General features: G+C 72.1%; 18 protein-coding genes. 6 read left to right on the top strand and 12 right to left on the bottom strand.

Features of this window, described 5'->3' with window-relative positions; all coding sequences use genetic code 11:
* The first annotated feature begins 26 nt into the window (after positions 1-26).
* Positions 27-5,492, top strand: a complete 5,466-nt coding sequence (locus tag ACN27C_RS21755; RefSeq protein WP_422747762.1) for a carboxyl transferase domain-containing protein — start codon at positions 27-29, stop codon at positions 5,490-5,492.
* A 138-nt stretch (positions 5,493-5,630) separates the two neighbouring features.
* A complete protein-coding gene (locus ACN27C_RS21750; protein WP_252448093.1) occupies positions 5,631-6,023 on the top strand; it encodes an SCO5389 family protein in 393 nt (130 codons plus the stop codon).
* Positions 6,024-6,063: 40 nt separating this feature from the next.
* Here ACN27C_RS21750 and ACN27C_RS21745 read toward each other — a convergent pair whose 3' ends face one another.
* Positions 6,064-6,468, bottom strand: a complete 405-nt coding sequence (locus ACN27C_RS21745; protein WP_013286817.1) for a Fur family transcriptional regulator — start codon at positions 6,466-6,468, stop codon at positions 6,064-6,066.
* Positions 6,469-6,697: 229 nt separating this feature from the next.
* On the opposite strand from ACN27C_RS21745, the gene ACN27C_RS21740 reads away from it, so the two are divergent.
* The 3 genes from ACN27C_RS21740 to ACN27C_RS21730 are packed head-to-tail and all read left to right on the top strand — an operon-like array spanning position 6,698 to position 9,080.
* Entirely contained in the window at positions 6,698-7,249 is a 552-nt protein-coding gene (locus ACN27C_RS21740) for a copper chaperone PCu(A)C (protein ID WP_357829097.1), read from the top strand.
* On the top strand, positions 7,246-8,472 hold the full coding sequence (locus ACN27C_RS21735; RefSeq protein WP_422747758.1) for a Dyp-type peroxidase: 1,227 nt from the start codon (positions 7,246-7,248) through the stop codon (positions 8,470-8,472). The genes ACN27C_RS21740 and ACN27C_RS21735 overlap by 4 nt, the downstream gene beginning before the upstream one ends.
* A gap of 20 nt (positions 8,473-8,492) precedes the next feature.
* The gene (locus ACN27C_RS21730; RefSeq protein ID WP_421501019.1) at positions 8,493-9,080 is read left to right on the top strand and encodes a copper resistance CopC family protein; all 588 of its coding nucleotides are present in this window, start codon (positions 8,493-8,495) and stop codon (positions 9,078-9,080) included.
* A gap of 118 nt (positions 9,081-9,198) precedes the next feature.
* Here the strand turns inward: ACN27C_RS21730 and ACN27C_RS21725 are convergent, their stop codons facing one another.
* The 9 genes from ACN27C_RS21725 to araB all read right to left on the bottom strand — a co-directional run bounded on the left by ACN27C_RS21725 (position 9,199) and on the right by araB (position 21,480).
* Entirely contained in the window at positions 9,199-10,188 is a 990-nt protein-coding gene (locus tag ACN27C_RS21725) for a LacI family DNA-binding transcriptional regulator (RefSeq protein WP_199733094.1), read from the bottom strand.
* Positions 10,189-10,505: 317 nt separating this feature from the next.
* Positions 10,506-12,575: an RICIN domain-containing protein gene (locus tag ACN27C_RS21720; RefSeq protein ID WP_120573741.1), complete on the bottom strand. Its 2,070-nt coding sequence runs from the start codon at positions 12,573-12,575 to the stop codon at positions 10,506-10,508.
* A gap of 248 nt (positions 12,576-12,823) precedes the next feature.
* The gene (araA, locus tag ACN27C_RS21715) at positions 12,824-14,326 is read right to left on the bottom strand and encodes an L-arabinose isomerase (RefSeq protein WP_120569493.1); all 1,503 of its coding nucleotides are present in this window, start codon (positions 14,324-14,326) and stop codon (positions 12,824-12,826) included.
* 26 nt (positions 14,327-14,352) lie between these two features.
* Positions 14,353-15,345 carry a galactofuranose ABC transporter, permease protein YjfF gene (gene yjfF / locus ACN27C_RS21710; RefSeq protein ID WP_091417258.1) on the bottom strand — a complete coding sequence of 331 codons (993 nt, stop codon included), beginning with the start codon at positions 15,343-15,345 and terminating at the stop codon, positions 14,353-14,355.
* Positions 15,342-16,412: an ABC transporter permease gene (locus tag ACN27C_RS21705; RefSeq protein WP_422747754.1), complete on the bottom strand. Its 1,071-nt coding sequence runs from the start codon at positions 16,410-16,412 to the stop codon at positions 15,342-15,344. The genes yjfF and ACN27C_RS21705 overlap by 4 nt, the downstream gene beginning before the upstream one ends.
* Positions 16,409-17,950: a sugar ABC transporter ATP-binding protein gene (locus ACN27C_RS21700; protein ID WP_422747752.1), complete on the bottom strand. Its 1,542-nt coding sequence runs from the start codon at positions 17,948-17,950 to the stop codon at positions 16,409-16,411. Before ACN27C_RS21700 ends, ACN27C_RS21705 begins: the two co-directional genes overlap by 4 nt.
* Before the next feature lie 75 nt (positions 17,951-18,025).
* Positions 18,026-19,021 carry an ABC transporter substrate-binding protein gene (locus tag ACN27C_RS21695; protein ID WP_120569490.1) on the bottom strand — a complete coding sequence of 332 codons (996 nt, stop codon included), beginning with the start codon at positions 19,019-19,021 and terminating at the stop codon, positions 18,026-18,028.
* 96 nt (positions 19,022-19,117) lie between these two features.
* Positions 19,118-19,801, bottom strand: a complete 684-nt coding sequence (locus ACN27C_RS21690) for an L-ribulose-5-phosphate 4-epimerase (protein ID WP_422747750.1) — start codon at positions 19,799-19,801, stop codon at positions 19,118-19,120.
* Positions 19,798-21,480 carry a ribulokinase gene (araB, locus tag ACN27C_RS21685; RefSeq protein WP_422747748.1) on the bottom strand — a complete coding sequence of 561 codons (1,683 nt, stop codon included), beginning with the start codon at positions 21,478-21,480 and terminating at the stop codon, positions 19,798-19,800. The genes ACN27C_RS21690 and araB overlap by 4 nt, the downstream gene beginning before the upstream one ends.
* A gap of 639 nt (positions 21,481-22,119) precedes the next feature.
* On the opposite strand from araB, the gene ACN27C_RS21680 reads away from it, so the two are divergent.
* The gene (locus ACN27C_RS21680; RefSeq protein ID WP_120569488.1) at positions 22,120-23,775 is read left to right on the top strand and encodes a glycoside hydrolase family 27 protein; all 1,656 of its coding nucleotides are present in this window, start codon (positions 22,120-22,122) and stop codon (positions 23,773-23,775) included.
* A gap of 59 nt (positions 23,776-23,834) precedes the next feature.
* Here the strand turns inward: ACN27C_RS21680 and mmsB are convergent, their stop codons facing one another.
* Both mmsB and mmsA read right to left on the bottom strand, forming a co-directional pair.
* A complete protein-coding gene (gene mmsB / locus ACN27C_RS21675; protein WP_091417239.1) occupies positions 23,835-25,085 on the bottom strand; it encodes a multiple monosaccharide ABC transporter permease in 1,251 nt (416 codons plus the stop codon).
* On the bottom strand, positions 25,082-26,620 hold the full coding sequence (gene mmsA / locus ACN27C_RS21670) for a multiple monosaccharide ABC transporter ATP-binding protein (protein WP_422747744.1): 1,539 nt from the start codon (positions 26,618-26,620) through the stop codon (positions 25,082-25,084). Before mmsA ends, mmsB begins: the two co-directional genes overlap by 4 nt.
* Between the last annotated feature and the right edge of the window lie 38 nt (positions 26,621-26,658).

Here is a 26,658-nt window from a genome sequence, read left to right as displayed (position 1 = left end):
GTGGGTCAACCGAAGGGGACGGTCACGTGTTCACCCGTGTCGCCATCGTCAACCGTGGTGAGGCCGCGATGCGGCTCATCCACGCGGTCCGGGAACTGGCCGCGGAGACCGGCAGCCGGATCGAGACCGTCGCGCTGTACACCGACGTCGACCGTACCGCCACCTTCGTCCGCGAGGCGGACGTCGCCTACGACCTGGGCCCAGCGTCCGCCCGCCCGTACCTGGACCTCAAGGCCCTGGAGCGCGCGCTGGTCGAGACCGGCGCGGACGCCGCGTGGGTGGGCTGGGGTTTCGTGGCCGAGGACCCGGCGTTCGCCGAGCTGTGCGAGAAGATCGGCGTGACGTTCGTCGGGCCGAGCCCGGACGCCATGCGCAAGCTCGGCGACAAGATCGGCGCGAAGCTGATCGCCGAGGAGGTCGGCGTGCCGGTCGCGCCGTGGAGCCGCGGCGCGGTGGAGAGCCTGGAGGACGCGCTGCGCGCGGCGGCCTCGATCGGCTACCCGCTGATGCTCAAGGCCACAGCCGGTGGCGGCGGGCGCGGCATCCGGGTGATCCGCAGCGACGCCGAGCTGGCCGACGCCTACGAGCGCACCAGCCAGGAGGCCGCGCGGGCGTTCGGCAGCGGCGTGGTGTTCCTGGAGCGCCTGGTCACCGGCGCCCGGCACGTCGAGGTCCAGGTGATCGCCGACGGTCAGGGCACCGCGTGGGCGCTCGGCGTCCGGGACTGCTCGGTGCAGCGGCGCAACCAGAAGGTGATCGAGGAGTCCGCGTCGCCGGTGCTGAGCCCGGAGCAGACCGCGGAACTGAAGGCGTCGGCCGAACGGCTGGCGGTCGCCGTCGGCTACCGGGGCGCGGCCACAGTCGAGTTCCTCTACCACCCGGGCGACCGGCTGTTCGCGTTCCTGGAGGTCAACACGCGCCTTCAGGTCGAGCACCCGATCACCGAGTCGACCACCGGGTTCGATTTGGTCAAGGCCCAGCTGCACGTGGCCGGCGGCGGCCGGCTCACCGGCGAGCCGCCGGTCGAGCGCGGGCACGCGATCGAGGCGCGGCTCAACGCCGAGGACCCGGACCGCGACTTCGCCCCCTCCCCCGGCCGGATCACCCGGCTGGACCTGCCCGCCGGTCCCGGTATCCGGGTCGACACCGGGGTCAGCGAGGGTGACACCATCCCGGCCGACTTCGACTCCATGATCGCCAAGATCATCGCGTACGGCCGGGACCGGGACGAGGCGCTGGGCCGCCTGCGCCGGGCGATGGCGAACACCACTGTGGTCATCGCCGGCGGCGCGACGAACAAGAGCTTCGTGCTCGACCTGCTCGACCAGCCCGAGGTGATCGACGCCAGCGCGGACACCGGCTGGATCGACCGGGTACGCGGCGAGGGCCGCCTGGTCGCGCACCGGCACTCCGCCGTGGCGCTCGCCGCCGCCGCGATCGAGGCGTACGAGGAGGACGAGACCGCCGAACGGCAGCGGCTGCTGTCCACGGCGGCCGGTGGACGTCCGCAGGTGCAGCACCGCAGCGGCCGGCCGCTGGACCTGAAGCTGCGCGGCGTGACCTACCGGATGCGGGTGGCCCGGGTCGGCGCGCACCGGTTCCGGGTCGGTGTCGAGGCCGGTGGCGACGTCCGCACCGCCGACGTCGAGCTGGACCGCTTCGACCGGCACACCGGCCAGATCGCCGTCAACGGCGCCCGGTTCCGCCTGCTCACCGACACCCACGGCCCGGTCCACCTGGTCGAGGTGGACGGCGTGACGCACCGGATCAGCCGCGACGAGGGCGGCGTGCTGCGCTCCCCCATGCCGGCGCTCGTGGTCGCCACGCCGCTCGCCGTCGGCGCGGAGGTCGAGGCCGGGGCGCCGGTGCTGGTGCTGGAGGCGATGAAGATGGAGACGGTGCTGCGGGCACCGTTCCGGGCCCGCCTCAAGGAGTCGTCGGTGGCGGTGGGCACCCAGGTGGAGGCCGGCGCGCCGCTGCTGCGTCTGGAGCCGGTCGCCGAGGACGACGCCGAGGCCGCCGACGGCCCGGCCGGACCGGCGGTCGAGCTGGACCTGCCCGCCGCGCCCGCGGACGTGCCGGCGCGGTCCCGGGCCGAGCGCGGCCAGGAGGACCTGTGCGCGCTGCTGCTCGGCTACGACGTGGACCCGCACGACGAGCGCCGGGTGCTCGACGACTACCTGGACGCGCGGCGGGCGGCCACCGAGGCCGGGCACCGGCCGCTGGCCGAGGAACTGGAACTGGTGAACGTCTTCGCCGACCTGGCGGAGCTGAGCCGGAACCGGCCCGGCGGCGACGACGGGCCGGGCGGGCACGTGCACAGCGCCCGCGAGTACTTCCACACCTACCTGCAGAGCCTCGACGTCGAGCGGGCCGGTTCCCCCGAGTCGTTCCGGACCCGCCTGGCGAAGGCGCTCGCCCACTACGGCGTCACCGAACTGGACCGCTCCCCCGAACTGGAGGCCGCGGTCTTCCGGATCTTCCTGGCCCAGCAGCGGGCCGCCGCCGACGCCACTGTGATCGCCGCGCTGCTGCGCTCCTGGCTGCGCGAGCCGCCGCCGGACGAGGCGCTGCGCGAGCCGGCCGGCCTCACGCTGGAGCGGCTCGTCGCGGCCACCCAGGTCCGCTTCCCGGTGGTCGCCGACCTGGCCCGGGGCGTGGTGTTCGCCTGGTTCGCCCAGCCGCTGCTGCGCCGCAACCGGGCCCGGGTCTACGCCCAGGTCCGTACCCACCTGCGGCACCTCGACGCGCAGCCGGACGCGCCGGACCGCGCCGAGCGGATCGCCGAGATGGTCCGCAGCACCGAACCGCTGGTCCGGCTGCTCGGCCAGCGCCTGGTCCGCAACGACCTGGACAACGCGGCCATGCTGGAGGTGCTGACCCGCCGCTACTACGGCAACAAGGCGCTCACCGAGGTGCGTACCCGCACCGCCGGTGGTTGCACGTTCGTGGTGGCCGGGCGGGACGGGTCGAGTGTGGTCTCGGCCGCCGTACGCTTCGACGCGCTCGGCGACGCGCTGCGCGGCCTGGCCGAGGTGGCCCGCGACTGCGAGGCCGTCGACGCGGACGTCTACCTGGCCTGGGAGAACCAGCCGGAGGACCTGGACACCACCGCCGCCGCGCTGCTGGACGTGGTCAACGCGCACCCGCTGCCGCAGCAGGTACGCCGCCTCACCACCACCGTCGCCGGGCGTGGCGGCGCGGTGATGCACCACCACGTCACGTTCCGCCCGGCGGAGGGCGGCGGGATGGCCGAGGAGCGGCTGATCCGCGGCCTGCACCCGTACATCGCGCAGCGGATGCAGCTGGAACGGCTGCGCGAGTTCGACCTGACCCGGCTGCCGTCGCTGGACGAGGAGGTCTACCTGTTCCAGGCGGTGGCCCGGCAGAACCCGTCCGACCAGCGGCTGGTGGCGTTCGCGCAGGTGCGTGACCTGACCGAGCTGCGGGAGCAGGACGGCCGTCTGGTGGCGCTGCCGACCACCGAGGACACGGTGGCGGCCTGCATCGACTCGATCCGCCGGGCGCAGTCGCGGCGGCCGTCGAAGTCGCGGTTCCCGACCAACCGGATCGTCGTCTACGTGTGGCCGCCGAGCGAGCTGACCCGCGAGGAGATGGAGCTGATCGCCGGGCGGGTACGCCCGACCACTGTGGGCGCCGAGCTGGAGGAGATCCTGTTCATCGCGCGGCAGCGCGACCGGCGTACCGGCGAGCTGACCAAGGTGGGCGTGCGGATCACGTTCGACGTGACCGGGCACGCGCAGCTGACGGTGGGCGAGCCGCCGGCCGAGCCGGTCGAGCCGCTGGACGACTACCGGCTGAAGGTGCTGCGGGCGGCCGGGCGCAACACGGTCTACCCGTACGAGCTGACCGGCCTGCTGGGCGACTTCGTCGAGCACGACCTGGACGCGGACCACCAGCTGGTGCCGGTGGACCGGCCGAAGGGGCGCAACAGCGCGGCGATCGTGGCCGGTGTGGTGACCACCCCGACGCCGCGGCACCCGCAGGGCGTGACCCGGGTGGTGCTGCTGGGCGACCCGACCAAGTCGCTGGGCGCGCTGTCCGAGCCGGAGTGCCGGCGGGTGATCGCCGCGCTGGACCTGGCGCAGCGGATGGGCGTGCCGCTGGAGTGGTACGCGCTGAGCGCCGGCGCCCGGATCTCGATGACCTCCGGCACCGAGAACATGGACTGGGTGGCCGCGGCGCTCAAGCGCATCGTCGAGTTCACCCAGGACGGCGGTGAGATCAACATCGTGGTGGCCGGCATCAACGTCGGCGCCCAGCCGTACTGGAACGCCGAGGCGACGATGCTCATGCACACCAAGGGCGTGCTGGTCATGACGCCGGACTCGGCGATGGTGCTCACCGGCAAGCAGTCGCTCGACTTCTCCGGCGGCGTCTCCGCCGAGGACAACTTCGGCATCGGCGGCTACGACCGGGTGATGGGCCCGAACGGGCAGGCGCAGTACTGGGCGCCGGACCTGCCGGCCGCGCGGGACGTGCTGATGGCGCACTACGACCACACGTACGTCGCGCCGGGCGAGCACGCCCCGCGCCGGGCCGTCACGATGGACCCGGTGGACCGGGACGTCTGCGGCTATCCGCACGCGGTGGCCGGCAGCGACTTCGCCACGGTGGGCGAGATCTTCTCCGCCACCGCCAACCCGGACCGCAAGAAGCCGTTCGACATCCGTACCGTCATGCGGGCGCTCGCCGACCAGGACCACCCGGTGCTGGAGCGCTGGGCCGGCATGGCCGACGCGGAGACCGCCGTAGTGCAGGACGTGCACCTCGGCGGCATCCCGGTGTGCCTGCTCGGCATCGAGTCCCGCTCGGTGCCCCGGCACGGCTTTCCGCCCACCGACGGCCCGGACACCTACACCGCGGGCACGCTGTTCCCGCGTTCGTCGAAGAAGGCCGCGCGGGCGATCAACGCGGCCAGCGGCAACCGGCCGCTGGTCGTGCTGGCCAACCTGTCCGGCTTCGACGGCTCACCCGAGTCGATGCGCAAGCTGCAACTGGAGTACGGCGCGGAGATCGGCCGGGCGATCGTCAACTTCCGCGGCCCGATCGTGTTCTGCGTGATCTCGCGCTACCACGGCGGCGCGTTCGTGGTCTTCTCCAAGGCGCTGAACCCGGACATGACGGTGCTGGCGATCGAGGGGTCGTTCGCCTCGGTGCTCGGTGGCGCGCCCGCCGCGGCAGTGGTGTTCGCCGGCGAGGTCGCCGCCCGCACCGCTGCCGATCCCCGGGTACGCGACCTGGAGGCGCAGGTCGTCGCCGCGGCCGGTACCGAGCGGGCGACGCTCACCGCCGAGCTGGACGAGCTGCGCTCGTCGGTGCGGGCGGAGAAGCTGGGCGAGGTGGCCGCCGAGTTCGACCGGGTGCACAGCATCCAGCGCGCGGTCGAGGTCGGTTCGGTCGACGCGGTGATCCGGGCCGCCGAGCTGCGTCCCCGCGTCATCGAGGCGATCGAGGCGCGCCTGCGCTGACACGTTCCATCGCCGGACGGCGGGTGGGCCTGCGGGTCCGCCCGCCGTTTCGCGTGCGCCGGTGCTTGACGGGCCGCCGGTCGCGTGGTGTGCTCAGTTGGTAATGGAAACCGTGTTCGTTAGCGCTTCGGAGGAGACATGTCGCTCACCGTTCCGCCCGCCCTGCTGCACGCCGCCGAGACCGGTCCCGTGAACGAGGAGGAGTTCGTCGCCTGCGTCCGCGACTCCCTGCCGTACGCCTGGGAGACGGTCAGCCGGGTCGCTGCCGACCTGGCCGCGTCCGACGCCGAGTTCGCCGACAACGTGGTGCCGCCGCCCGGCGACGCCGAGCGCGGGCAACTGCTGCGCGCGCTGGCCAGCGACGCGATCCGCGCCGGCCTGGAGCGGCACTTCGGGGTGACGCTGGCGTTCCAGAACTGCCACCGGGTCGCGGCGTTCCGCCCCGGCGCGGCCGGCTCCGAGGCGTACCGCCGGTTCACCTCCAGCCGCGGCCAGTTGCTCAACCAGTCGCCGGCGCTGCGCAACTGCTGACCGGACGCGCGGGCGGGCCACCGCCCGCCCGCGGCACCGCTCAGGCGGCGCAGCGGTCGCAGGTGCCGAAGATCTCCAGCGTGTGCCCGACGTCGGTGAAACCGTGCTGGGCGGCGACCTGGTCGGCCCACCGCTCGACGGCCGGGCCGGCCACCTCCACGGCCCGGCCGCAGCGGCGGCAGACCAGGTGGTGGTGATGGCGGCTCTGGCTGCACCGGCGGTAAAGGTGCTCGCCGCCGGGCAACCGCGCCGAGTCGATCTCGCCGTTGTCGACGAGCATCTGGAGCGTCCGGTACACCGTGGTCAGGCCGACCTTCGCCTGCCGCTGGACGAGCATCTGGTGCAGCTGCTGCGCGCTGTGGAAGCCGTCCAACTCCCGCAGCAGCGCCAGCACCTCGGCGCGCTGACGGGTGTTGCGGGTCGCCCCGGTCGTCGCCTGGGTCACCGTCGCCTCCCTCGTCCGGGCGCCCGCCCGGCACCCTCGTCCGGCCGCGGCCGCGCCCGGCGCGCCACGTGACACCCGGAACCATTATGCCTTCCGGCCGCACCGCCGATCCCGGGTCCGGGACGCTCCGCCGCCTGCGGTGTGACGTGCCCGACCGCCCCGGCCGGAACTATCCGGCGTACCGCGCCGACAAACGGTACGAACACCGGATCTTCGAGGGGACGACGTCATGCCCAGCACCACCAGCCGCCGCTTCCTGCGCCCGGCGGCCCTGATCGGCGCCGCCGTGCTCGCCGCGTCGGTCACCGCCTGCGGGTCCTCCGGCACGCCGTCCGCCGCCCCGCCGGGCTCGGCGTCGGCGAGCGCGGCGGCGGGCGTGCTCACCGTCCGCGACCCGTGGGTGAAGGCCGCCGACAAGGGCATGACCGCCGCGTTCGCCACGCTCGCCAACGACGGCGACACCGACGTCACGATCACCGGGGTGACCACCGACGTGTCCCGGGCCGAGATCCACGAGATGGCCATGACCGACGGGACGATGACGATGCGGCAGAAGCAGGGCGGCGTCGTGGTCGCCGCCCGCTCCCGGGCCGCCCTGGAACCCGGCGGCGACCACCTGATGCTGATGGACCTGACCCGCCCGGTGCGGGCCGGCGACCAGCTCGACATCACGCTCACCTTCGCCGACGGCCGGACCCAGACGTTCACCGCCGTGGCGAAGCCGTTCACCGGCGCCCAGGAGACGTACGCGCCCGGACACGGCGCGAGCCCGGCGTCATGACCGGCACCGGCACACCCGCCCGCCGGGTGAGCCGGCGTGGCCTGCTCACTGGCGGCGCGATGGCCGCCGGGGGCGCGCTGACCGGCGCGGGCGCCCTCGCCGCCGTCCATCCCCAGGGGGTACGCCCCGACGACGCCGCCCCGGTGGCACACGTCGGCAGCGCGGTCGAGCCGTTCCACGGCACCCGGCAGTCCGGCGTCACCACCGATCCGCAGGCACACGCGGCGTTCGTCGCGTTCACGCTGCGCCCCGGCACCGACCGGGCGGCGCTCAAGCGGATGCTGCGGCTGCTCTCCGACGACGCGGCCCGGCTTACCCAGGGCGGCCCGGCGTTGGCCGACACCGAGCCGGAACTGAGCGTGCTGCCGGCCCGGCTCACCGTCACGTTCGGCTTCGGTCCCGGGCTCTACGCCGCCGCCGGGCTCGACGACCGCCGGCCCGCCTCGGTGGCCGAGCTGCCCGCGTTCGGCATCGACCGGCTGCAACCCCGCTGGTCCGGCGGGGACCTGCTGCTCCAGATCTGCGCCGACGACCCGCTCACCGTCGCCCACGCCCAGCGGGTCCTGGTCAAGGACAGCCGCCCGTTCGCCGTCGTCCGCTGGGTGCAGCAGGGCTTCCGCCGGGCGGCCGGCGCCGAGCCGGGGCGTACCCAGCGCAACCTGTTCGGGCAGCTCGACGGCACCGCCAACCCGAAGCCCGGCACGCCGGCCGACACCGCGGTGTGGGTGACCGACGGACCGGACTGGCTGCGCGACTCGACGACGCTCGTGGTGCGGCGGATCAGCATGAACCTGGAGACCTGGGACCTGCTGGGCCGCACCGACCGGGAACTCGCCGTCGGGCGGCGTCTCGACACCGGCGCGCCGCTGACCGGCCGGGCCGAACACGACGAGCCGGACTTCGCCGCGCTCGGCCCGGACGGACTCACCGTCATCCCCGACTTCTCGCACCTGACCCGGGCCCACGTCACCGACGACCGGCAGAAGATCCTGCGCCGGCCCTACAACTACGACGGCGTGCCGACCCCCGAGGGGAACGCGGACAGCGGCCTCGTCTTCGCCTCGTACCAGGCCGACGTCGCCCGCCAGTTCCTGCCCGTCCAACGCCGGCTCGCCGAGCGCGACCTGCTCAACGAGTGGACCACCCCGATCGGCTCCGCCGTGTTCGCCGTACCGCCCGGCTGCCCCGAGGGCGGCTGGATCGGCCGGCAACTGCTCGGCTGACCACCACAGGAAGGCGCGTCATGCGTACCCGTTCCGTCACCGCGCTGCTCGCCGCGGTCCTCACCGCACTGCTGCTGGTCCCGGCCACGCCCGCGGCGGCGCACAACTCGCTCCAGGAGGCCACGCCCGCGCGCGACGCCCGGCTCACCGCCGCGCCGACGCAGGTCACGCTGCGGTTCCTGCAACGGCTGAACCCCTCGTTCACCACCATCACGGTCAGCGACGCCGGTCAGCGCACGGTGCCCACCTCCGCACCGGCGGTGGACGGCGCCACCGGCACCGTGACGATCGACGAGCCGCTGGGCAACGGCACCTACACCGTCGCCTACCGGGTGGTGTCCCGCGACGGCCACCCGGTCCAGGGGTCGTACCGCTTCACCGTCGCCGACCCGGCCGCGCCCGCGCCGTCGGCTCCCGCGTCGTCGGCGGCTCCCGCGTCGACCGGCACGGACGCCGCGGGCGAGCCGGATGCCTCGGTCGCGCGGTCCGGCGACGACGACCGGCCGGTCGCACTGCTGGCCGGTGGGGCGGTCGCCGGGCTGCTCGTGGTCGCCGGGATCGCGCTGCTGGTCGCGCGCCGGGCGCGCGCTCGTCGCACTGACCACTGACGACCGGACCGCACGGCGGGATCGGCGGCGGGGTGCACGGGCCCTCGGCGGGCCGGCCCCGGGTGAGTGAGCGCCGGCCCGTCGGCGGGCCGGCGACGGTGAGCGGGCCGCGAGCGGCTCAGCGGGCGGGCGGCGGGCCGACGCTGCGGCGCGGCACCAGCGTCGGCGCGATCGTCTGCCGCAGCGGCCCGACGGTCGGCGACTCGATCTGTGCCAGGAGCAGGTCGAGGCTGGCCGCGGCGACCGCGCCGAAGTCCGGCCGCACCGTGGTCAGCGGCGGGATGAAGTACGCCGCCTCGGGGACGTCGTCGAACCCGACCACGCTGATGTCGTCGGGGACGCGGCGGCCGTGCTCGTGCAGCGCCCGCAGCACGCCCAGCGCCAGGTGGTCGTTGGCGGTGAAGACGGCGGTGACCTCCGGCATCCGGGCCAGCATCTGCCCGCACCGGTAGCCCGCCGCCGCCGACCAGTCGGCCGGGACCAGCGGCGGGATCTCGGCGCCGGCCTGCCGCAGCGCCTCGCGCCACCCCTCGATCCGGCCGGCGCTGTCGAACCAGTCCGACGGGCCGGACACGTGCCACACCGTGCGGTGCCCGGCGGCGAGGAGGTGCTCGGTGGCGGCCCGGGCGCCGGCGACCTGGTCGACAGTCACCAAGGGGATCGGCCGGCGCGGGTCGCCGTCGACAGTCACCAGCGGCACGTCCTGGGGCAGCCGTTCCAGCGCCTCCCCGGCCGACTCGACCGGCGCGATGACCACTATGCCGGCGACCCGGTGCGCCAGGTGCCGTTCCACGGCGGCCGAGATGGAACGGTGGTCGAGGTCGCGGACGCTGCCGACGCTCACCGCGAAACCGGCCTCGGCGGCCGCCTGCTCCAGCGCGGCCAGCAGTGACGCCGGGCCGTAGAGCGTGGTGTTCTGCGCGACCACGCCGATCACCTGGGACCGGCCGGTCACCAGCGCGCGGGCCGCGCGGTTGGGCCGGTAGCCGAGTTCGGTGATCGCGGCCTGCACCCGCAGCCGGGTCTGCTCACGCACGTTGGGATGCCCGTTGAGCACCCGGGAGACCGTCTGGTGCGACACCCCGGCGAGGCGGGCCACGTCCGTCATCGCAGGACCGCGCACGGCCACCTCACTTTCGCCACTGCCCGCGGCCACACCCGGTCGATCTCGACCGGACCGGCCCGGGTGGCGACAGTCTACGCCAGCGGTCCCATCGGTATCGGCACCGTGGATCGACCGTTCACATCGTGGCGCGGCGATATCGCGGAATCGACCGACGGCTCATTCCCTTCCGTTACGCAGCGGCGTGAACAGGCAGCTCGGGAGCTGTGGAATTGAGCCCGGGGTGCGGCATTTCCGGTGATTGCCGGTGCCCCACCCCGGGCTATTGAAGATGTGTCAACGGCCGCGAATGGTGACCGTTGTCACGGTGTTGTCAGCGAGAACTGCCGCACCGTCACCGCGCCACCCAGCGATTGGGTGGCGTAGTTGAAGAAGCCGAACCGGTACCCCATGAAGAACTGCCACGCGTTGTTGAGCGTCAGCGCGTTCCCGAGCGGTACGAAGTTCACCCCGTCGGTGCTGTAGGAGAACCGCGCCTGCCGTCCGGAGCCGGGCCGGATGTCGGCGTTGGCCCGCAGCCAGATCCGCCCGCCGGACACCGCCGCACTGGCGATCTCCGTACCGGTGCTGGTGGTGTTCCAGTTGTTCGAGCCCATGGTCAGGCCGTTCGTCATCACCACTCGCGTCGCGCCGTTGTCCCGCCGTACGCCGATCCAGGCCGAACTGTCGCGCAGCATCGCCAGGCCGGCCCGGTCACCGTCGCGCATGCCCGAGTAGTCCAGCTCGATCGTGCCGGTCGAGGTGGGGCCCTGGATGCGGTGGGTGAGCGTGTTGCGGGCCCGGTACAGGTCGTTCGTCACGCTGGCGGTCTGCAGGCGCAGGCCGTTGTTCACCGACCACCGGCTGTTGTCCGGGTTGTGGTTCCACTCGTACTGCACCCCGAGCGTGGTGCCGGAGAACGTGTCGGTGCCGGTGAGCGGCTTGACCGGGCGGGTCGGCAGCGGGTTGGGGTAGCTCGCGCCCCAGGCGCCGTTGACGGTCTGCACCTGCGGCCAGCCGTCGGAGGTCCAGGTGATCGGCGCCAGCGTCGGCATCCGGCCGCCCGGGTAGGCGTCGGTGAACGCCATGTAGTACCAGGCGCCGGTCTGCGTCTGCACCAGCCCGCCCTGGTGCGGCACGCCGCCGCCGGAGATCGGGCCGGGCAGGTTGAGCAGCACCTGCCGCTGCTCGTACGGGCCGAACGGGCCGTTCGTGGACTTCAGCACGTACTGGCCGTTGGCCGGACGGGTCAGCCAGATGTAGTACGCGCCGTTGCGCTTGTAGAAGCGCGCGCCCTCCAGCGTGCCGATGCTCGACGGCGTCTGGTAGACCTGCTGGGCTCGGACCTGGCTGCGCCCGTCGGCGGAGAGCTGGGCCACGCTGATCGTGCCGTTGCCGTACGCGACGTACATGGTGTCGTTGTCGTCGATCAGCATGCCGGCGTCGTAGTAGCAGTTGGGGATGGTGGCCAGGCGGCTCCACGCCCCGTCGACGGCGCCCGCGGTGTAGATGTGGGTCTGCGCGAAGTCGATGCACCCGGCCCAGTAGAACGTGCGGTTGCTCGGCCGGTAGTTCAGCGTCGACGCCCAGATGCCGTCCACGTACGCGTGCTCACTGCTGCTCAGGTCGTACTTCGAGCCGAAGTCCAGCCGCGGTACGGAGTGCCCGGCGAACTCCCAGTTCACCAGGTCCCAGGAGCGCAGCACCGGCGCGCCCGGCGAGTAGTGCATGGTGGAGGCGGACATGTAGTAGACGTCGCCGACCCGGATGATGTCGACGTCGGCGAAGTCCTGCCAGACGGCCGGGTTGGTGAAGCTGCCGCCCGGGTTGCCCGGGTTGTCGCCCACGCGGACGAGCTGCCACTGCTGGTTCGCGCCGTTCCAGTCGTCGTACTGGACGATGTTGCCGCCGTCGGCGGTGGAGGCGTTCTGCACCTCCATCACCTTGTTCGAGTTCCGGTTGATCAGCCGGACGTACCCGCTGTCGGAGTCGGCCAGCCGGAACTGCTGGTTGGTGCCGCCGTGGTCGGTCCACTGGACCACCGCCGCGCCGTTGGCGGTGGACGCGCCGGTCACGTCGAGCACCTTGCCCGAGTGCCGGGAGCGCAGCCGGTAGTAGCCACCGCCGGAGTCCACGAACTGCCACTGCTGCCAGGCGCCGTCGTTGCGCGTCCACTGGGTGATCCGCGCGCCGTCGTTGGTTGCCTGGTTGTACAGGTCCAGCGCCTTGCCGCTGTTGCGGTTCACCAGCACGTAGTACGCGCTGGTGTCCACCGTGGCGGCCGACACCGGCGCCGGCACGGCGCCCACCACCACGCCGCCGACAAGCAGCGCCACCACCCCGGCCAGCAGCCGGGACAGGCTTCCACGTCCACGGGACAGTCGAGCCGTCACCACGATCCTCCTTCGTCGACCGGAGCCCGGGCGCGGCGGCACGCGCCGACGACGGCGGCGTTATCGCTAACAGCGACGCCCGCCCAGGCGAGAGTCGGATCCCTGGCAACTGCGGCGCAGATCGCGCCCGGAACGGCCCGCGAGCGGTGCCGGTGACCCTATCCATCGACTGTGAGCGATAACATGCCGTTCGTCAAGGCGTAACGTGCGGCCCGCCGCGCGGGCCGGCACGGACGGCGGGCGGCGGCTCAGAAACCCCGGGCGAGCCGGTAGTACGCCTGGTTCCAGCGCAGCTCGTCGGCGAAGCGGTGCGGGCGCGTCTCGGCGTCGATGACCACCAGTTCGGTCCGGGCCATCGCGGCCAGGTCGCGCAGCTCCTCCACGCCGACGGCCTGGGAGAGCACGGTGTGGTGCGGTGCGCCGGCGGTGATCCACGCCTCCGCCGAGCCGGCCAGGTCGGGCTGCGGACGCCAGACCGCGCGGGCCACCGGGAGGCGGCGCAGCGGGTGCGGCGGCGGCACCACGTCCACCGCGTTGGCGACCAGCCGGAACCGCTCCCCCATGTCCGCCATGCCCAGCACGACAGCCGGGCCCGGCGCCGCGTCGAACACCAGGCGGACCGGGTCCTCCCGCCCGCCGATGCTCAGCGGGTGCACCTCCGCGCTCGGCACGTCGGCGGCGATGCTCGGGCACACCTCCAGCATGTGCGCGCCGAGGATCAGCTCCTGACCGAACGTCAGGTCGTAGGTGTAGTCCTCCATGAACGAGGTACCGCCCGGCACGCCGACGGCCATCGCCTTGAGCGTGTGCACCAGCACCGAGGTCTTCCAGTCCCCCTCGCCGCCGAAGCCGTAGCCGTCGGCCATCAGGCGCTGCACCGCGATGCCGGGGAGCTGCCGCAGCCCGCCGAGGTCCTCGAAGTTCGTGGTGAACGCCCGGAAACCACCGGCGTCGAGGAACGCGCGCAGGCCCAGCTCCTGGCGCGCCGCGTACCGCAGGGAGTCGTGCCGGTCCCCACCGGGCCGCAGCTCGGACGCGACGCGGTAGGTGTCGTCGTACTCCTTGACCAGGTCGTCGACCTGGGCCTCGGGCACCTGGTCGACGGCGGCGACCAGGTCGTTGACGCCGTAGGTGTTGACCGAGACGCCGAAGCGCAGCTCGGCCTCGACCTTGTCCCCCTCGGTGACCGCGACGTCGCGCATGTTGTCGCCGAAGCGGGCCAGCCGCAGGGTCCGCACCGCCGACCAGCCGATCGCGGCGCGGGCCCACGCCGCGACCCGCCCGACGACCCGCGGGTCGGTGACGTGGCCGGCGACGGTCTTGCGGGCCACCCCGAGCCGGGTCTGGATGAACCCGAACTCCCGGTCGCCGTGCGCGGCCTGGTTGAGGTTCATGAAGTCCATGTCGATCTCGTCCCACGGCAGCGCCACGTTGGCCTGCGTGTGCAGGTGCAGCAGCGGCGTGCGCAGCGCGTCCAGCCCGGAGATCCACATCTTGGCCGGGGAGAACGTGTGCATCCAGGCGATCACCCCGACCGCGCCCTGCGCCGCCGCGTCCCGGCAGGCCGCGAGGATGTCCGCGCTGGAGGTGAGGACCGGCTTCCAGACCACGCGTACGGGGATGTCCGGCGACTCGTCCAGGCGCGCGGCGATCTGCCGGGACTGCTCGGCGACCTGCCGCAGGGTGTCCTCGCCGTAGAGGCCCTGGCTGCCGGTGAGGAACCAGACCTCGGGCTGGGGGTGAGTTGCCATGTTGTTGCCTTCCGCGCTAGGAACCGTCACTTGAACCGGATGCCGATGAGGCGCTGGAGGAGGATGAACGCGAACAGCAGGCCGCCGATCACGATCTTGGTCCACCAGGAGTTGAGGCTGCCGTCGAACGTGATCAGGGTCTGGATCACGCCCAGCACCAGCACGCCGAGCACGGTGCCGAAGACGTACCCGGAACCGCCGGTGAGCACGGTGCCGCCGATCACCACGGCGGCGATCACGTCCAGCTCCATCCCGACGGCGATCAGCGGCGCGCCGGACAGCGTGTAGAACGACAGCAGGATGCCGCCGATCGCCGAGCAGAGCCCGCTGATCGTGTAGACGGCGATCCGGGTCCGCGCCACCGGCAGGCCCATCAGCAGCGCCGACTGCGCGTTGCCGCCGACCGCGTACACGTTGCGGCCGAACCGGGTGTACGCCAGCACGTACGCCGCGATCAGCACCACCGCGAACGCGATCAGCACGCTGATCGACACGAAGTTGCCGGCCGGGTCGCCGATGCGCTGCTGCGACATCGAGGTCCAGAAACCGTCGGTGATGGAGATGGAGGAGTCGCTGATGAACGTGCACATGCCCCGGGCGAAGAACATCCCGGCGAGTGTCACGATGAACGGCTGGATCTCGAAGAAGTGGATCGCGCAGCCCATCAGGAAACCGAGCGTCGGGCCGATCAGCAGCGCGATCACCAGCACCAGGGCCGCGGGCAGGCCGTCGCGCAGCAACGACGCCGACACCATCGCGGTCATCGCCACCACCGAGCCGACTGACAGGTCGATACCGCCGGTGAGGATCACGAACGTCATGCCCACCGCGACGACGAGCAGGAACCCGTTGTCGATGAAGACGTTGAAGACGACCTGGACGTTGGAGAAGGCGCGGTACTGGGACACGCCGATGCCGTACATGACCAGCAGCAGGGCGAGCGTGGCCAGCACCGGGACGTGCCGCCGGGGCAGGCTGGGCCGCCAGGACCGGCCGGTGGTCAACGACGTGCTGCTCATGCCGGCACCTGCTCCTTCTCCCGCTGCGGGGCCGCCGGGCCGGGTTCGGCCCCGCGCCGGCGCCGGCGCAGCCGGGCCCGGAACGCCGGAGCCTGGACGAGGCAGACGGCGATGACGACGACCGCCTTGAACAGCAGCGACGTCTGCGGCGAGATGTTCATGGCGTACACCGTGGTGGTCAGGGTCTGGATGATCAGCGCGCCGAGGACGGTGCCGCCGAGGGAGAACCGGCCGCCGGCCAGCGAGGTGCCGCCGATGACGACCGCCAGGATCGCGTCGAGCTCGATCCACAGACCGGCGGCGTTGCCGTCGGCGCTGGAGACGTTGGCGGTGACCATGAAACCGGCGAGCGCCGCGCAGACGGCGCTGATCACGTAGACGAGGAAGACGATGCGCCGCGACCGGATGCCGGCGAGCCGGCTGGCCTCGGCGTTGCCGCCGACCGACTCGACGATCAGCCCCAGCGCCGTGCGCCGGGTGAACGCGGCCACGAGCAGCGCGGCGGCGAGCGCGATCAGGATGGCCAGCGGCAGCGTCAGGAAGTGCCCGAGCCCGATCGCCCGGTACGGACCGGAGTTGATGGTGATGATCTGGCCCTCGGTGACGAGCTGGGCGATGCCCCGCCCGGCCACCATGAGGATCAGCGTGGCGATGATCGGCTGGATGCCGATGACCGCCACGAGTATCCCGTTCCACGCGCCGAGCACGAGCGCGGCGCCGAAGGCCAGGGCGAGCGCGGTGGCCACCGTGGCCGGGCTGTTCTGGTCGGCCGCCCCGCTGATGTGCAGGCAGGCGATCGCGCCGCTGATCGCGCAGAGCGAGCCGACCGACAGGTCGATGCCGCCGGTGGCGATGACGAGCGTCATGCCGAGCGCGACCAGGATCAGCGGCGCGCTCAGCCGGAGGATGTCGACCGGCGTGCCGTACAGATGGCCGTTCTTGACCTCGACGGCGAGGAAGCCGGGACGGTAGACGGTGTTCGCGGCGATCATGACCACGAGCACGAGTGCCGGCCAGAACAGGCGGTGGCCGGTCAGCGGGCGGAGGCGGTCGGCGACGGCGGTCATCGGGTCACCTCCTCCCGGGGCGTTCCACTGGCGATGGTGCGCATGACGCGGCCGGCGTCGAGCGTGTCGTCGTTGTCGAGCTGGGCGACCATCTCCCGGTCGCGCATGACCGCGACCCGGTGGCTCAGGCGCAGCACCTCCTCCAGCTCGGCGGAGATGAACAGCACCGCCATGCCGCCGTCGGAGAGCTGCACCACCAGCTTCTGGATCTCGGCCTTGGCACCGACGTCGATGCCGCGGGTCGGCTCGTCCAGGATCAGCAGGCGCGGTTCGGTGATCAGCCAGCGGGCCAGCAGCACCTTCTGCTGGTTGCCGCCGGAGAGGTTGCGCACCGGCAGCTCCGGGTTGGCCGGGCGGATGCTCAGCGCCTCGACGTACTTGCGGACCAGCTCGTCCTGGCGGCGGCGCGGGATCGGCCGCAGCCAGCCGCGCGCGGCCTGCATCGCCAGGATCATGTTCTCCCGCACCGTGAGTTCCGGGACGATGCCCTCGGCCCGGCGGTTCTCCGAGCAGAACCCGACGCCCTGGCCGATGGCCTGGATCGGGTTGCGCACCGGCGCCCGGCCGCCGTCGAGCCGGACCTGGCCGTGGTCGGCCCGGTCCGCGCCGAAGATCAGCCGTGCCACCTCGGTGCGGCCGGAGCCGAGCAGGCCGGCCAGGCCGACCACCTCGCCGGCGTGGATGCGCAGGCTGAACGGGGCGACCGCGCCGCGCCGGCCCAGCTCGGCGGCGTCCACGAGCGGGGCCTCGTCACCGGCGTCGACGGTGGCACGCTTCTGCTGCTCGTCGAGCCGCTCCAGCACGTCCAGCTCCTGCCCGATCATCTTCTCGACCAGGCTGAACTGCGGCAGCTCCTCGGTGCGGTACTCCCCCACGAGCCGGCCGTTGCGCAGCACGGTGATCCGGTCGGCGATGCCGTAGACCTGGTCGAGGAAGTGGGTGACGAACAGGATCGCGATCCCCTCGTCACGCAGTTGCCGCATGATCCGGAACAGCTGCGCCACCTCGCCGGCGTCCAGGCTGGACGTCGGCTCGTCCAGGATCAGCACCCGGGCCCGCACGTCGATCGCCCGGGCGATGGCGACCATCTGCTGCACCGCCAGCGAGTACGAACCGAGCGGCGCGGAGACGTCGAGGTCGAGGTCGAGCCGGGCCAGCAGGTCGCGGGCCCGGCGGCGCATCTCGCCCCAGCGCACCGCGCCGAACCGGCGGGGCTCCCGGCCGATGAAGACGTTCTCCGCCACCGACAGGTTGGTGCAGAGGTTGACCTCCTGGTAGACGGTGCTGACACCGGCCGCGGCGGCCTGCATCGGACCGGTGAACGAGACCTGCTCGCCGTCGAGCGTGACGACGCCCGCGTCGGTCCCGTAGACGCCGGTCAACACCTTGATCAGGGTGGACTTGCCGGCGCCGTTCTCGCCCATCAGGGCGTGGACCTCGCCCGGGAACAGCCGGAAGTCGACGTCGTGCAGCGCGCGGACCCCGGGGAAGGTCTTGCTGATGCCGGTCATGGTCAGGACCGGACGGTTACCCGTCATCCCATCGGACCTCTTCTTCGACGGTGGTGGTACGGGGGCCGCCGTCGGTTGCGACGGCGACCCCCGGGGGGTGACTCAGTACTTGCGGTTGGGCAGTGCCTCCTTGGCCTGCTCCTGGGTGAACGTGGTCTCCTCGGTCTCGATCCGGGCGGGCACCTCCTCGCCGGCCTTGACCTTCTTGACCAGGTCCATCAGCTGCGGGCCGAGCAGCGGGCTGCACTCGGCGATGAAGTTGAACTTGCCGTCCGCGAGGGCCTGCATGCCGTCCTTCACCGCGTCGACGGTGATGATGGTGATGTCCTTGCCGGGCGTCTTGCCGGCCGCGGTGATCGCCTCGAGCGCGCCCAGGCCCATGTCGTCGTTGTGCGCGAAGAGCACGTCGATCTTCGGGTTGGCCTTGAGGAACTGCTCCATCACCTGCTTGCCGCCGGCGCGGGTGAAGTCACCGGACTGGGAGGCGACGATCTTCAGGTTGGGGTTGGCGGCGATGGCCTCGGCGAAGCCCTTCTTCCGGTCGTTGGCCGGCGCCGAGCCGGTGGTGCCCTGAAGCTCCACGATGGTGACCGGGCCGGACGCCGCCTTCTTCTGCTCCACCAGCCACTCGCCGGCGAGGCGGCCCTCCTTGACGAAGTCCGAGCCGAGGAACGTCTTGTAGAGCGACTTGTCGGCCGAGTCGACGGCGCGGTCGGTCAGGATCACCGGGATCTTGGCGTCCTTGGCCTCCTTGAGCACGGTGTCCCAGCCGGACTCCACCACCGGCGAGAAGGCGATCACGTCGACCTTCTGCTGGATGAAGTTGCGGATCGCCTTGATCTGGTTCTCCTGCTTCTGCTGGGCGTCGTCGAACTTCAGCTCGATGCCCGCCTCGGCCGCCGCCTCCTTGATCGAGGTGGTGTTGGCGGTACGCCAGCCACTCTCGGCGCCCACCTGGGAGAAGCCCAGGACGATCTTGTCGTTGCCGTCGCCGGAACCGCCGCCGGTGTCGCTGTTGCCGCACGCGGCCATGCTGGCGGCGAGCAGCACGCCGGCGAAGGCCGCTATGACCGTGCGTGCCGTGCTCCTGCTTCTCATCGATTCTCCTCCGGGGTTGGATGTTCCGGGCGCACGACCGGCGGGAGCCGGCGCGGCCCGGGTGTGGTGGTGGGGGGTGCGCGGCGCTGTCCGGGGTCAGGGCGCCGGCGGGCGTTGGCCGTACACGTTCTGGTAGCGGTCGTAGAGCGAGTCGATGTCGGCCGGCGCGATCGGCACGGGCTGCCCGAGCGCGCGGGCCAGGTGTGCGGTACGGGCGACGTCCTCGCACATCACCGCGGCCTTGACCGCCGCCCGGGCGTCGCGGCCGATGGTGAAGACGCCGTGGTTGCGCATGAGCACCGCGGGTGATCGGTGCCCGGACAGCGTGCTGACGATGCCCTTGCCGATGTCGTCGCCGCCGATCAGCGCGAACGGCCCGATCGGGATCTCCCCGCCGAACTCGTCGGCCTGCGCGGTCAGCCAGCACGGGATCGCCTCGCCGCGGGCCGCCCAGGCGGTGGCGTACCCGCTGTGCGTGTGCACGACGCCGCCGACCTCGGGCATCGCGCGATAGACGTAGGCGTGCGCGGCGGTGTCGCTGGACGGGGCGCCGTCGCCGTCGACGACCGCGCCGTTGAGGTCGCAGACCACCATGGCCTCGGCGGTCAGGTCGTCGTAGTCGACCCCGCTGGGCTTGATGACCATCAGCTCCTGACCGGGTACGCGGGCCGACACGTTGCCGGCGGTCCAGGCCACCAGGTCGTAGCGGGTCAGCTCGCGGTGCAGGCGGGCCACCGTCTCGCGCAGCGCGGCCACCTCGCGGGTCACCTCGGTGTTCATCCGACCACCTCCAGGGTCGCGGCGGCGCGGTCCGCGGCGGCGTCGACGGCCGCGTTGCGGATCGCCCGCAGGCGGAGCATGACGTCGTTCGCGCCGCGACCGAAGTGGTCGTGCAACGCGCGGTACTCGGCGTACAGGGCGTCGTAGGCGCGCACGTTCTCCGGTACGGGCCGATAGACGGCCTCGTCGATGCGCCCCATCGCGGCGGACGCCTCGTGGATCGTCGGGTACGCCCCGGCGGCCACCGCCGCGTGGATGGCCGAGCCGAGCGCCGGGCCCTGGGCGGAGCCGATGATGCTCAGCGGCCGGTTCGTGACGTCGGCGTAGATCTGCATGAGCAGCCGGTTGGAGGTGAGTCCACCGGCCACCACCAGGTCGTCGACCGGCACGCCGGCCTGCGCGAACGCCTCGACGATCATCCGGGTGCCGTACGCGGTGGCCTCCAGCAGCGCCCGGTAGACGTCCGGCGGCCGGGTGGCGAGCGTCAGCCCGACGACCATCCCGCTGAGGTCGTGATTGACCAGCAGGGACCGGTTGCCGTTCCACCAGTCCAGCGCCACCAGCCCGTGCGCGCCGACCGGCTGGGCGGCGGCGGCCTCGGTGAGCTGCTCGTGCGAGTCGAAACCGGCCGGGGCGGCGTGGCGTACGAACCAGCCGAAGATGTCCCCCACGCCGCTCTGCCCGGCCTCGAAGCCCCAGGCGCCGGGGCTGATGCCGCCGTCGACGACACCGCACATGCCCGGCACCTCGGCCGGGTGCGTGCCGTTGAGGACGTGGCAGGTGGAGGTGCCCATGATGGCGACCAGCCGGCCGGGCCGCAACGCCTGGGCCGCGGCGGCGGTGACGTGCGCGTCGACGTTGCCGGCCGCGACCGCGATGCCCTCGGGCAGCCCGGTCCAGGCGGCGGCGCGGGCGCTGAGCGAGCCGGCCCGCACGCCCAGCGGCAGCAGCGGACCGTCCAGCTTGGTCACGAAGTCGGCGAAGCCGGGGGCGAGCGCGGCCAGGTAGTCGGCCGACGGGTAGTGGTCGTCCTGCCGGATGCCCTTGTAGCCGGCGGTGCAGACGTTGCGCGTCTCGGCGCCGCACAGCTGCCACACGATCCAGTCGGCGGCCTCGATGAAGCGCTCGGCCCGGCGGTAGACCTCCGGGTCCTCCTCCAGGATCTGCAGGCCCTTGGCGAACTGCCACTCCGCGGAGATCTTGCCGCCGTAGCGGCCGAGCCACGGCTCGCCGCGTTCGGCCGCCAGCGCGTTGATCCGGTCGGCGTGCGGCTGCGCGGCGTGGTGCTTCCAGAGCTTCACCCAGGCGTGCGGCCGGTCGCGCAACTGCGGGATCTCGCACAGCGGCGTGCCGTCGGCGAGCGTCGGGAGCACGGTGCAGGCGGTGAAGTCGATGCCGATGCCCACCACCCGGGACGGGTCCACGCCGGCCTCGGCGAGCGCGGCCGGCACCGCGTGGCGCAGCACGTCGCGGTAGTCGTCGGGGTCCTGCAGGGCCCAGTCCGGGGGCAGCGCCGGGCCGCCGTCGGGAAGCGCGGTCTCGATGACCCCGCGCCGGTACTCGTGCACCGCCGTACCCAGTTCGGCGCCGTCACGGACGCGGACCACCAGTGCCCGCCCGGACAGCGTGCCGAAGTCGACGCCGATCACGTACCGGTCGGACGCGTCCACTTCGCTCATTTGCACCTCCGCCGTGTCACGGAGTTAGTGTTAGCGCTCACATATACATCCGTCAAGACACGTCCAAGCAACAGCTGCGTAACGAGCGGCGGCGCCCGGAACCGGCGTCCGCCGCCCCGCACGGACCGGCCCGGCCGCCGGCCCGGAGATCCACGCCGACGGCGCGGCCAGACCCCGGACCGACGGCCTGTTAGCGACAACAATCGATGGAACTTCCGGAAAATCTCTCGGCACCTCCGGCACCCCTGACCCGAGCCCTCGGGCGCCGCCGCGGACCGCTCAAAGGGCCGCTCAGCGGCCCTTTTTCTCGCGACGACGCCCTCGGCAGCCGGTCGCCGCAGGCCACCCGAAGGTGGTGAGCCTATTTACAGTGTTTGATGTCAGCGATAACATTTCGCCATCCCCACACACTGTGGCGCCGCTGTCCGGGAAACCCCGGCGCCGCAGCCGGGCGGCGACGGACGGCGACCCCGTCGACCGCCGGAACCCCACCACCCACGAGCGCCCGCCGGCACCGACCGGCCGCTGGAACTGCCGTGCCGCATCCGTCCCCTGGACCACGGGCGACGCCGTGCGACCGGCGGGCCGCTCCCCTCCGGGCGCCGGCACGGACGGCGCCCGGCCACCGAGGAGGACGCAGTGCGCAAATGGACCCGACGGACGCTCGCCGTCCTGGGTGTCGCGGCGGTGGCGCTCGCTGCCACAGTCACCGACCAGGCCGTGGCCCCACGCCCCGCCCGGGCGCTGGACAACGGCGTCGCCCGGACCCCGCCGATGGGGTGGAACACCTGGAACACCTTCGGCTGCAACATCAACGAGACGCTCATCCGCCAGACCGCTGACGCGATCGTCGCCAACGGCCTGCGCGACCTCGGATACAAGTACGTCGTCGTGGACGACTGCTGGTTCAACCCGAACCGGGACGCGCAGGGCAACCTCCAGGCGCACCCGCAGCGGTTCCCCAGCGGGATGAAGTCGCTCGGTGACTACCTGCACGCCCGCGGCCTGCTGTTCGGCATCTACCAGGTGCCGCTGGACAAGACCTGCGCCCAGGTCGGCGGCGCGTTCCCCGGCGCCACCGGCAGCCTCAACCACGAGTACCAGGACGCGCGGCAGTTCGCCGCCTGGGGCGTGGACTACCTCAAGTACGACTGGTGCTCCGGCACCGGGACGATCAACGACCAGGTGGCGCGGTTCGGCATCATGCGCGACGCGCTGGCGTCCACCGGCCGGCCGATCGTCTACAGCATCAACCCCAACAGCTACCACGCCAAGACCGGGCCGCAGCGCAACTGGAGCGACGTGGCGAACCTCTGGCGGACCACCGAGGACATCACCAACGCCTGGAACACCGGCCAGACCAACGGCTACCCGATGGGCATCCAGAACATCGTCGACGTCACGGTGCCGCTGGCCGGGTACGCCGCCCCCGGCGGGTTCAACGACCCGGACATGCTCGAGGTCGGCAACGGTGGCATGAACGACACCGAGATGCGCAGCCACTTCGCGCTCTGGTCGATGCTCGCGGCGCCGCTGATGATGGGCAACGACGTACGCTCGGCGAGCGCGGCCACGCTGGCGATCCTGCGCAACGCGAACCTGGTCGCGATCAACCAGGACACGCTCGGCCGCCAGGCGGTCCAGGTCTCCTTCGACGGCACCCGGCGGGTGCTGGCCAAGCCGCTGGCCAACGGCGACGTGGCGGTCGCCCTGTTCAACCAGGGCAGCTCGACCACCACGGTCTCCACCACGGCGGCGGCGGTCGGCAAGAGCGGCAGCTCGTTCACCTTGCGCGACGCCTGGACCGACGCCACCTCCAGCAGCAGCGGCGCGATCTCCGCCAGCGTCCCGGCGCACGGCACGGTGGTCTACCGGGTCAGCGGCGGCGGCACCACCACCCCGCCGCCGGTCCCGACCACGTTCCGGCTGCGCAGCGAGTCGTCCGGCCGGTGCCTCGACGTCGACAACGCCGGCACCGCGAACGGCACCGGGACGCTGATCTGGGACTGCCACAACAACGCCAACCAGCAGTTCACCGCCAACGGGCAGGCATTGCAGGTGCTGGGCAAGTGCCTGGACGTGCCGACGAACGCGACGGCCGGCACCCGGGTGCAGATCTGGGACTGCAACGGCGGCACCAACCAGCAGTGGACGATCAACGGCAACGGCACGGTGAGCAACGTGCGCTTCCCGTCCCTGTGCCTCGACGTCGACAACGCGGGCACCGCCAACGGCACGCGGGTGATCGTCTGGACCTGCCACGGCAACACCAACCAACGGTGGAGCCGGGTGTGAGCGGCTGCGGCCGGTGAACGGCGGTCGGCCGGACGAAGGGGCGAGCGTCCGGCCGGCCGTCACCGGGCGCCGGCGGCCCGGCGCTTGTTCCAGATGTCGAACGCCACCGCGACGAGCAGCACCAGGCCCTTGACCACCGACTGGACGGACTGATCGACGCCCATGAGCTGCATCCCGTTGCTCATCACCGCCATGATCAGGCCACCCACCATGGCGCCGACCACGGTGCCGACGCCGCCGGTGACGGCAGCGCCGCCGATGAACGCCGCCGCGATCGCGTCCAGCTCGAACATGTTGCCCGCCGCCGGCTGGGCCCCGTTGGACCGGGACGAGTAGATCACGCCCGCCACGGCGGACAGGAAGCCCATGTTCACGAAGATCCAGAAGTTGACCCGCTTCACCCGTACGCCGGACAACATCGCCGCGGGCAGGTTGCCGCCGATCGCGTACACCTGACGGCCGAACACCGTACGGCGGGTGAGCAGGCCGTAGATCAGCACCAGCACTGCGAGCACGATCAGCACGATCGGCAGGCCCCGGGCGTGGGCGAGCTGCCAGGCGAACCACATGACCACGGCGCCGACCACCACGATCCGCAGGACGAACAGCGGGAACGACTCCACCGGCTGCTCGTGGCGCACCCGGGCGACGCGGGTGCGGAACACGCTCACCGCGTACCCGACCACGGCGAACGCGCCGATGAACAGCGTGAAGGCGTCGAAGCCCTGGCCGCCCAGCAGTCCGTTGAGGAATCCGGCGGCGACCCGCTGGTACTCCTCGGGGAACGGCGACAGCGAGATGTTGTCCAGCACGCGCAGCGTCAGGCCACGGAACAGGAGCATGCCGGCCAGGGTGACGATGAACGCCGGGATGCCGGCGTACGCGACCCAGAGCCCGTGCCACGCGCCGACCGCGACGCCCACCGCGAGCGCGGCCAGGACGCCGGCCCACCAGGGCATGCCCTCGCGGATGACGAGAACCGCCGAGACCGCTCCGGTGAGCGCCACCACCGATCCCACGGACAGGTCGATGTGCCCGCCGATGATCACGATGACCATGCCGATCGCGAGCACCAGGATGTAGGAGTACTGAAGGACGATGTTCGTCAGGTTGCCGGGGCTCAGCGAGACGCCGTCGGTGAGGACCGCGAACAGCGCCACGATCACCACCAGGGCGATGTAGATGCCGCTCTGCCGCAGGTTGCCCAGGATCAGCGCACGCGGGTCGCTGGTGCCGGTGTGCAGGGTCGCCGCCGCGCCGGTGTCCGGGGTGGCGATCTTCGAGGCGGGGGGAGGCTTCGTGCTGGTCATCGGACGAGATCCCTGTCCTTGGTCATGAGTTCCATCAGGTTCTCCTGGGTGGCCTCGGCCACCGGCATCTCCCCGGTGACCCGGCCGGCCGCCAGGGTGTAGATGCGGTCGCACATGCCGAGCAGCTCGGGCAGTTCGGAGGAGATGAGCACGACGGCCTTGCCGTCGGCCACCAGCCGGTTGACGATCGTGTAGATCTCGAACTTCGCGCCCACGTCGATGCCCCGGGTCGGCTCGTCGAGGATCAGCACGTCCGGGTCGGTGAACAGCCACTTCGCCAGCACGACCTTCTGCTGGTTGCCGCCGGAGAGCTTGCCCACCACGGACATCACCGTCGGCGCCTTGATGTTCATGTCGCGCCGGCCCCGCTCGGCGACCTGGATCTCACGGTTGCCGTCGATCCAGCCGCGCCGGGCCAGCTTGTCGAGCGCGGCGGCCGAGATGTTTCCCCGCACGTCGTCGATGAGGTTGAGGCCGTAGTGCTTGCGGTCCTCGGTGGCGTACGCGATGCCGTTCGCGATCGCCTCGGCCACCGTCCGCGCCCGTACCTCGCGGCCCCGGACGAAGAGCCGGCCGCTGATGTCGCGGCCGTACGCCCGGCCGAACACGCTCATCGCCAGCTCGGTGCGCCCGGCGCCCATCAGGCCGGCGATGCCGACGACCTCCCCGGCCCGTACGTGCAGCGAGGCCCGGTCGACGACCAGGCGGTCCTGCGTCGGGTGGCGCACCGACCAGTCCTCGATGCGCAGCACCTCGTCGCCGGGCGTCACGCTGCGGGTCGGGTAGAAGGCGGCCAGGTCGCGGCCGACCATGCCGCGGATGATCCGGTCCTGGGTGACGGCGCCGTCGGACATGTCCAGCGTCTCGACGGTACGGCCGTCGCGGATGACAGTTGTCGAGTCGGCGACGGCGGTGATCTCGCCGAGCTTGTGCGAGATCATGATGCAGGTGATGCCCTGGTCGCGCAGCCGGCGCATCAGGTCCAGCAGGTGCGCCGAGTCGATGTCGTTGAGGGCCGCGGTCGGCTCGTCGAGGATCAGCAGCCGCACCTTCTTGGACAGCGCCTTGGCGATCTCCACGAGCTGCTGCTTGCCGACGCCGAGCTGGATGACCGGGGTGACCGGGTTCTCGTGCAGCCCGACCGACCGCAGCAGCGCCGCGGCCTCCGCGTTGGTCCGGTGCCAGTCGATGAGCCCGCCGCGGCCGCGGCGCTCGTTGCCGAGGAAGATGTTCTCGGCGATCGACAGGTACGGCACCAGGGCGAGTTCCTGGTGGATGATGACGATGCCGCGGGACTCGCTGTCCTGGATGCCCCGGAACCCGACCGGCTCGCCGTCGAAGACGATCTGGCCGTCGTAGCTGCCCGCCGGGTAGACGCCGGACAGCACCTTCATCAGGGTGGACTTGCCGGCGCCGTTCTCACCGCAGATCGCGTGGATCTCGCCGCGCCGTACGGCGAGCGAGACGTCCTGGAGCGCGGTCACGCCCGGGAAGGTCTTCGTGATGCCACGCATCTCGAGGATGTGATCGCTCATGGGTATCCGTCCTGCTCGTGGTCGTGGTGTCCGGAGCG

Source organism: Micromonospora sp. WMMD1219 (assembly GCF_049315215.1).
GTDB classification, from domain to species: domain Bacteria; phylum Actinomycetota; class Actinomycetes; order Mycobacteriales; family Micromonosporaceae; genus Micromonospora; species Micromonospora tulbaghiae.
Note: the sequence above shows the minus strand (reverse complement) of the source record. Positions and strands in the feature narration are given on the sequence as shown.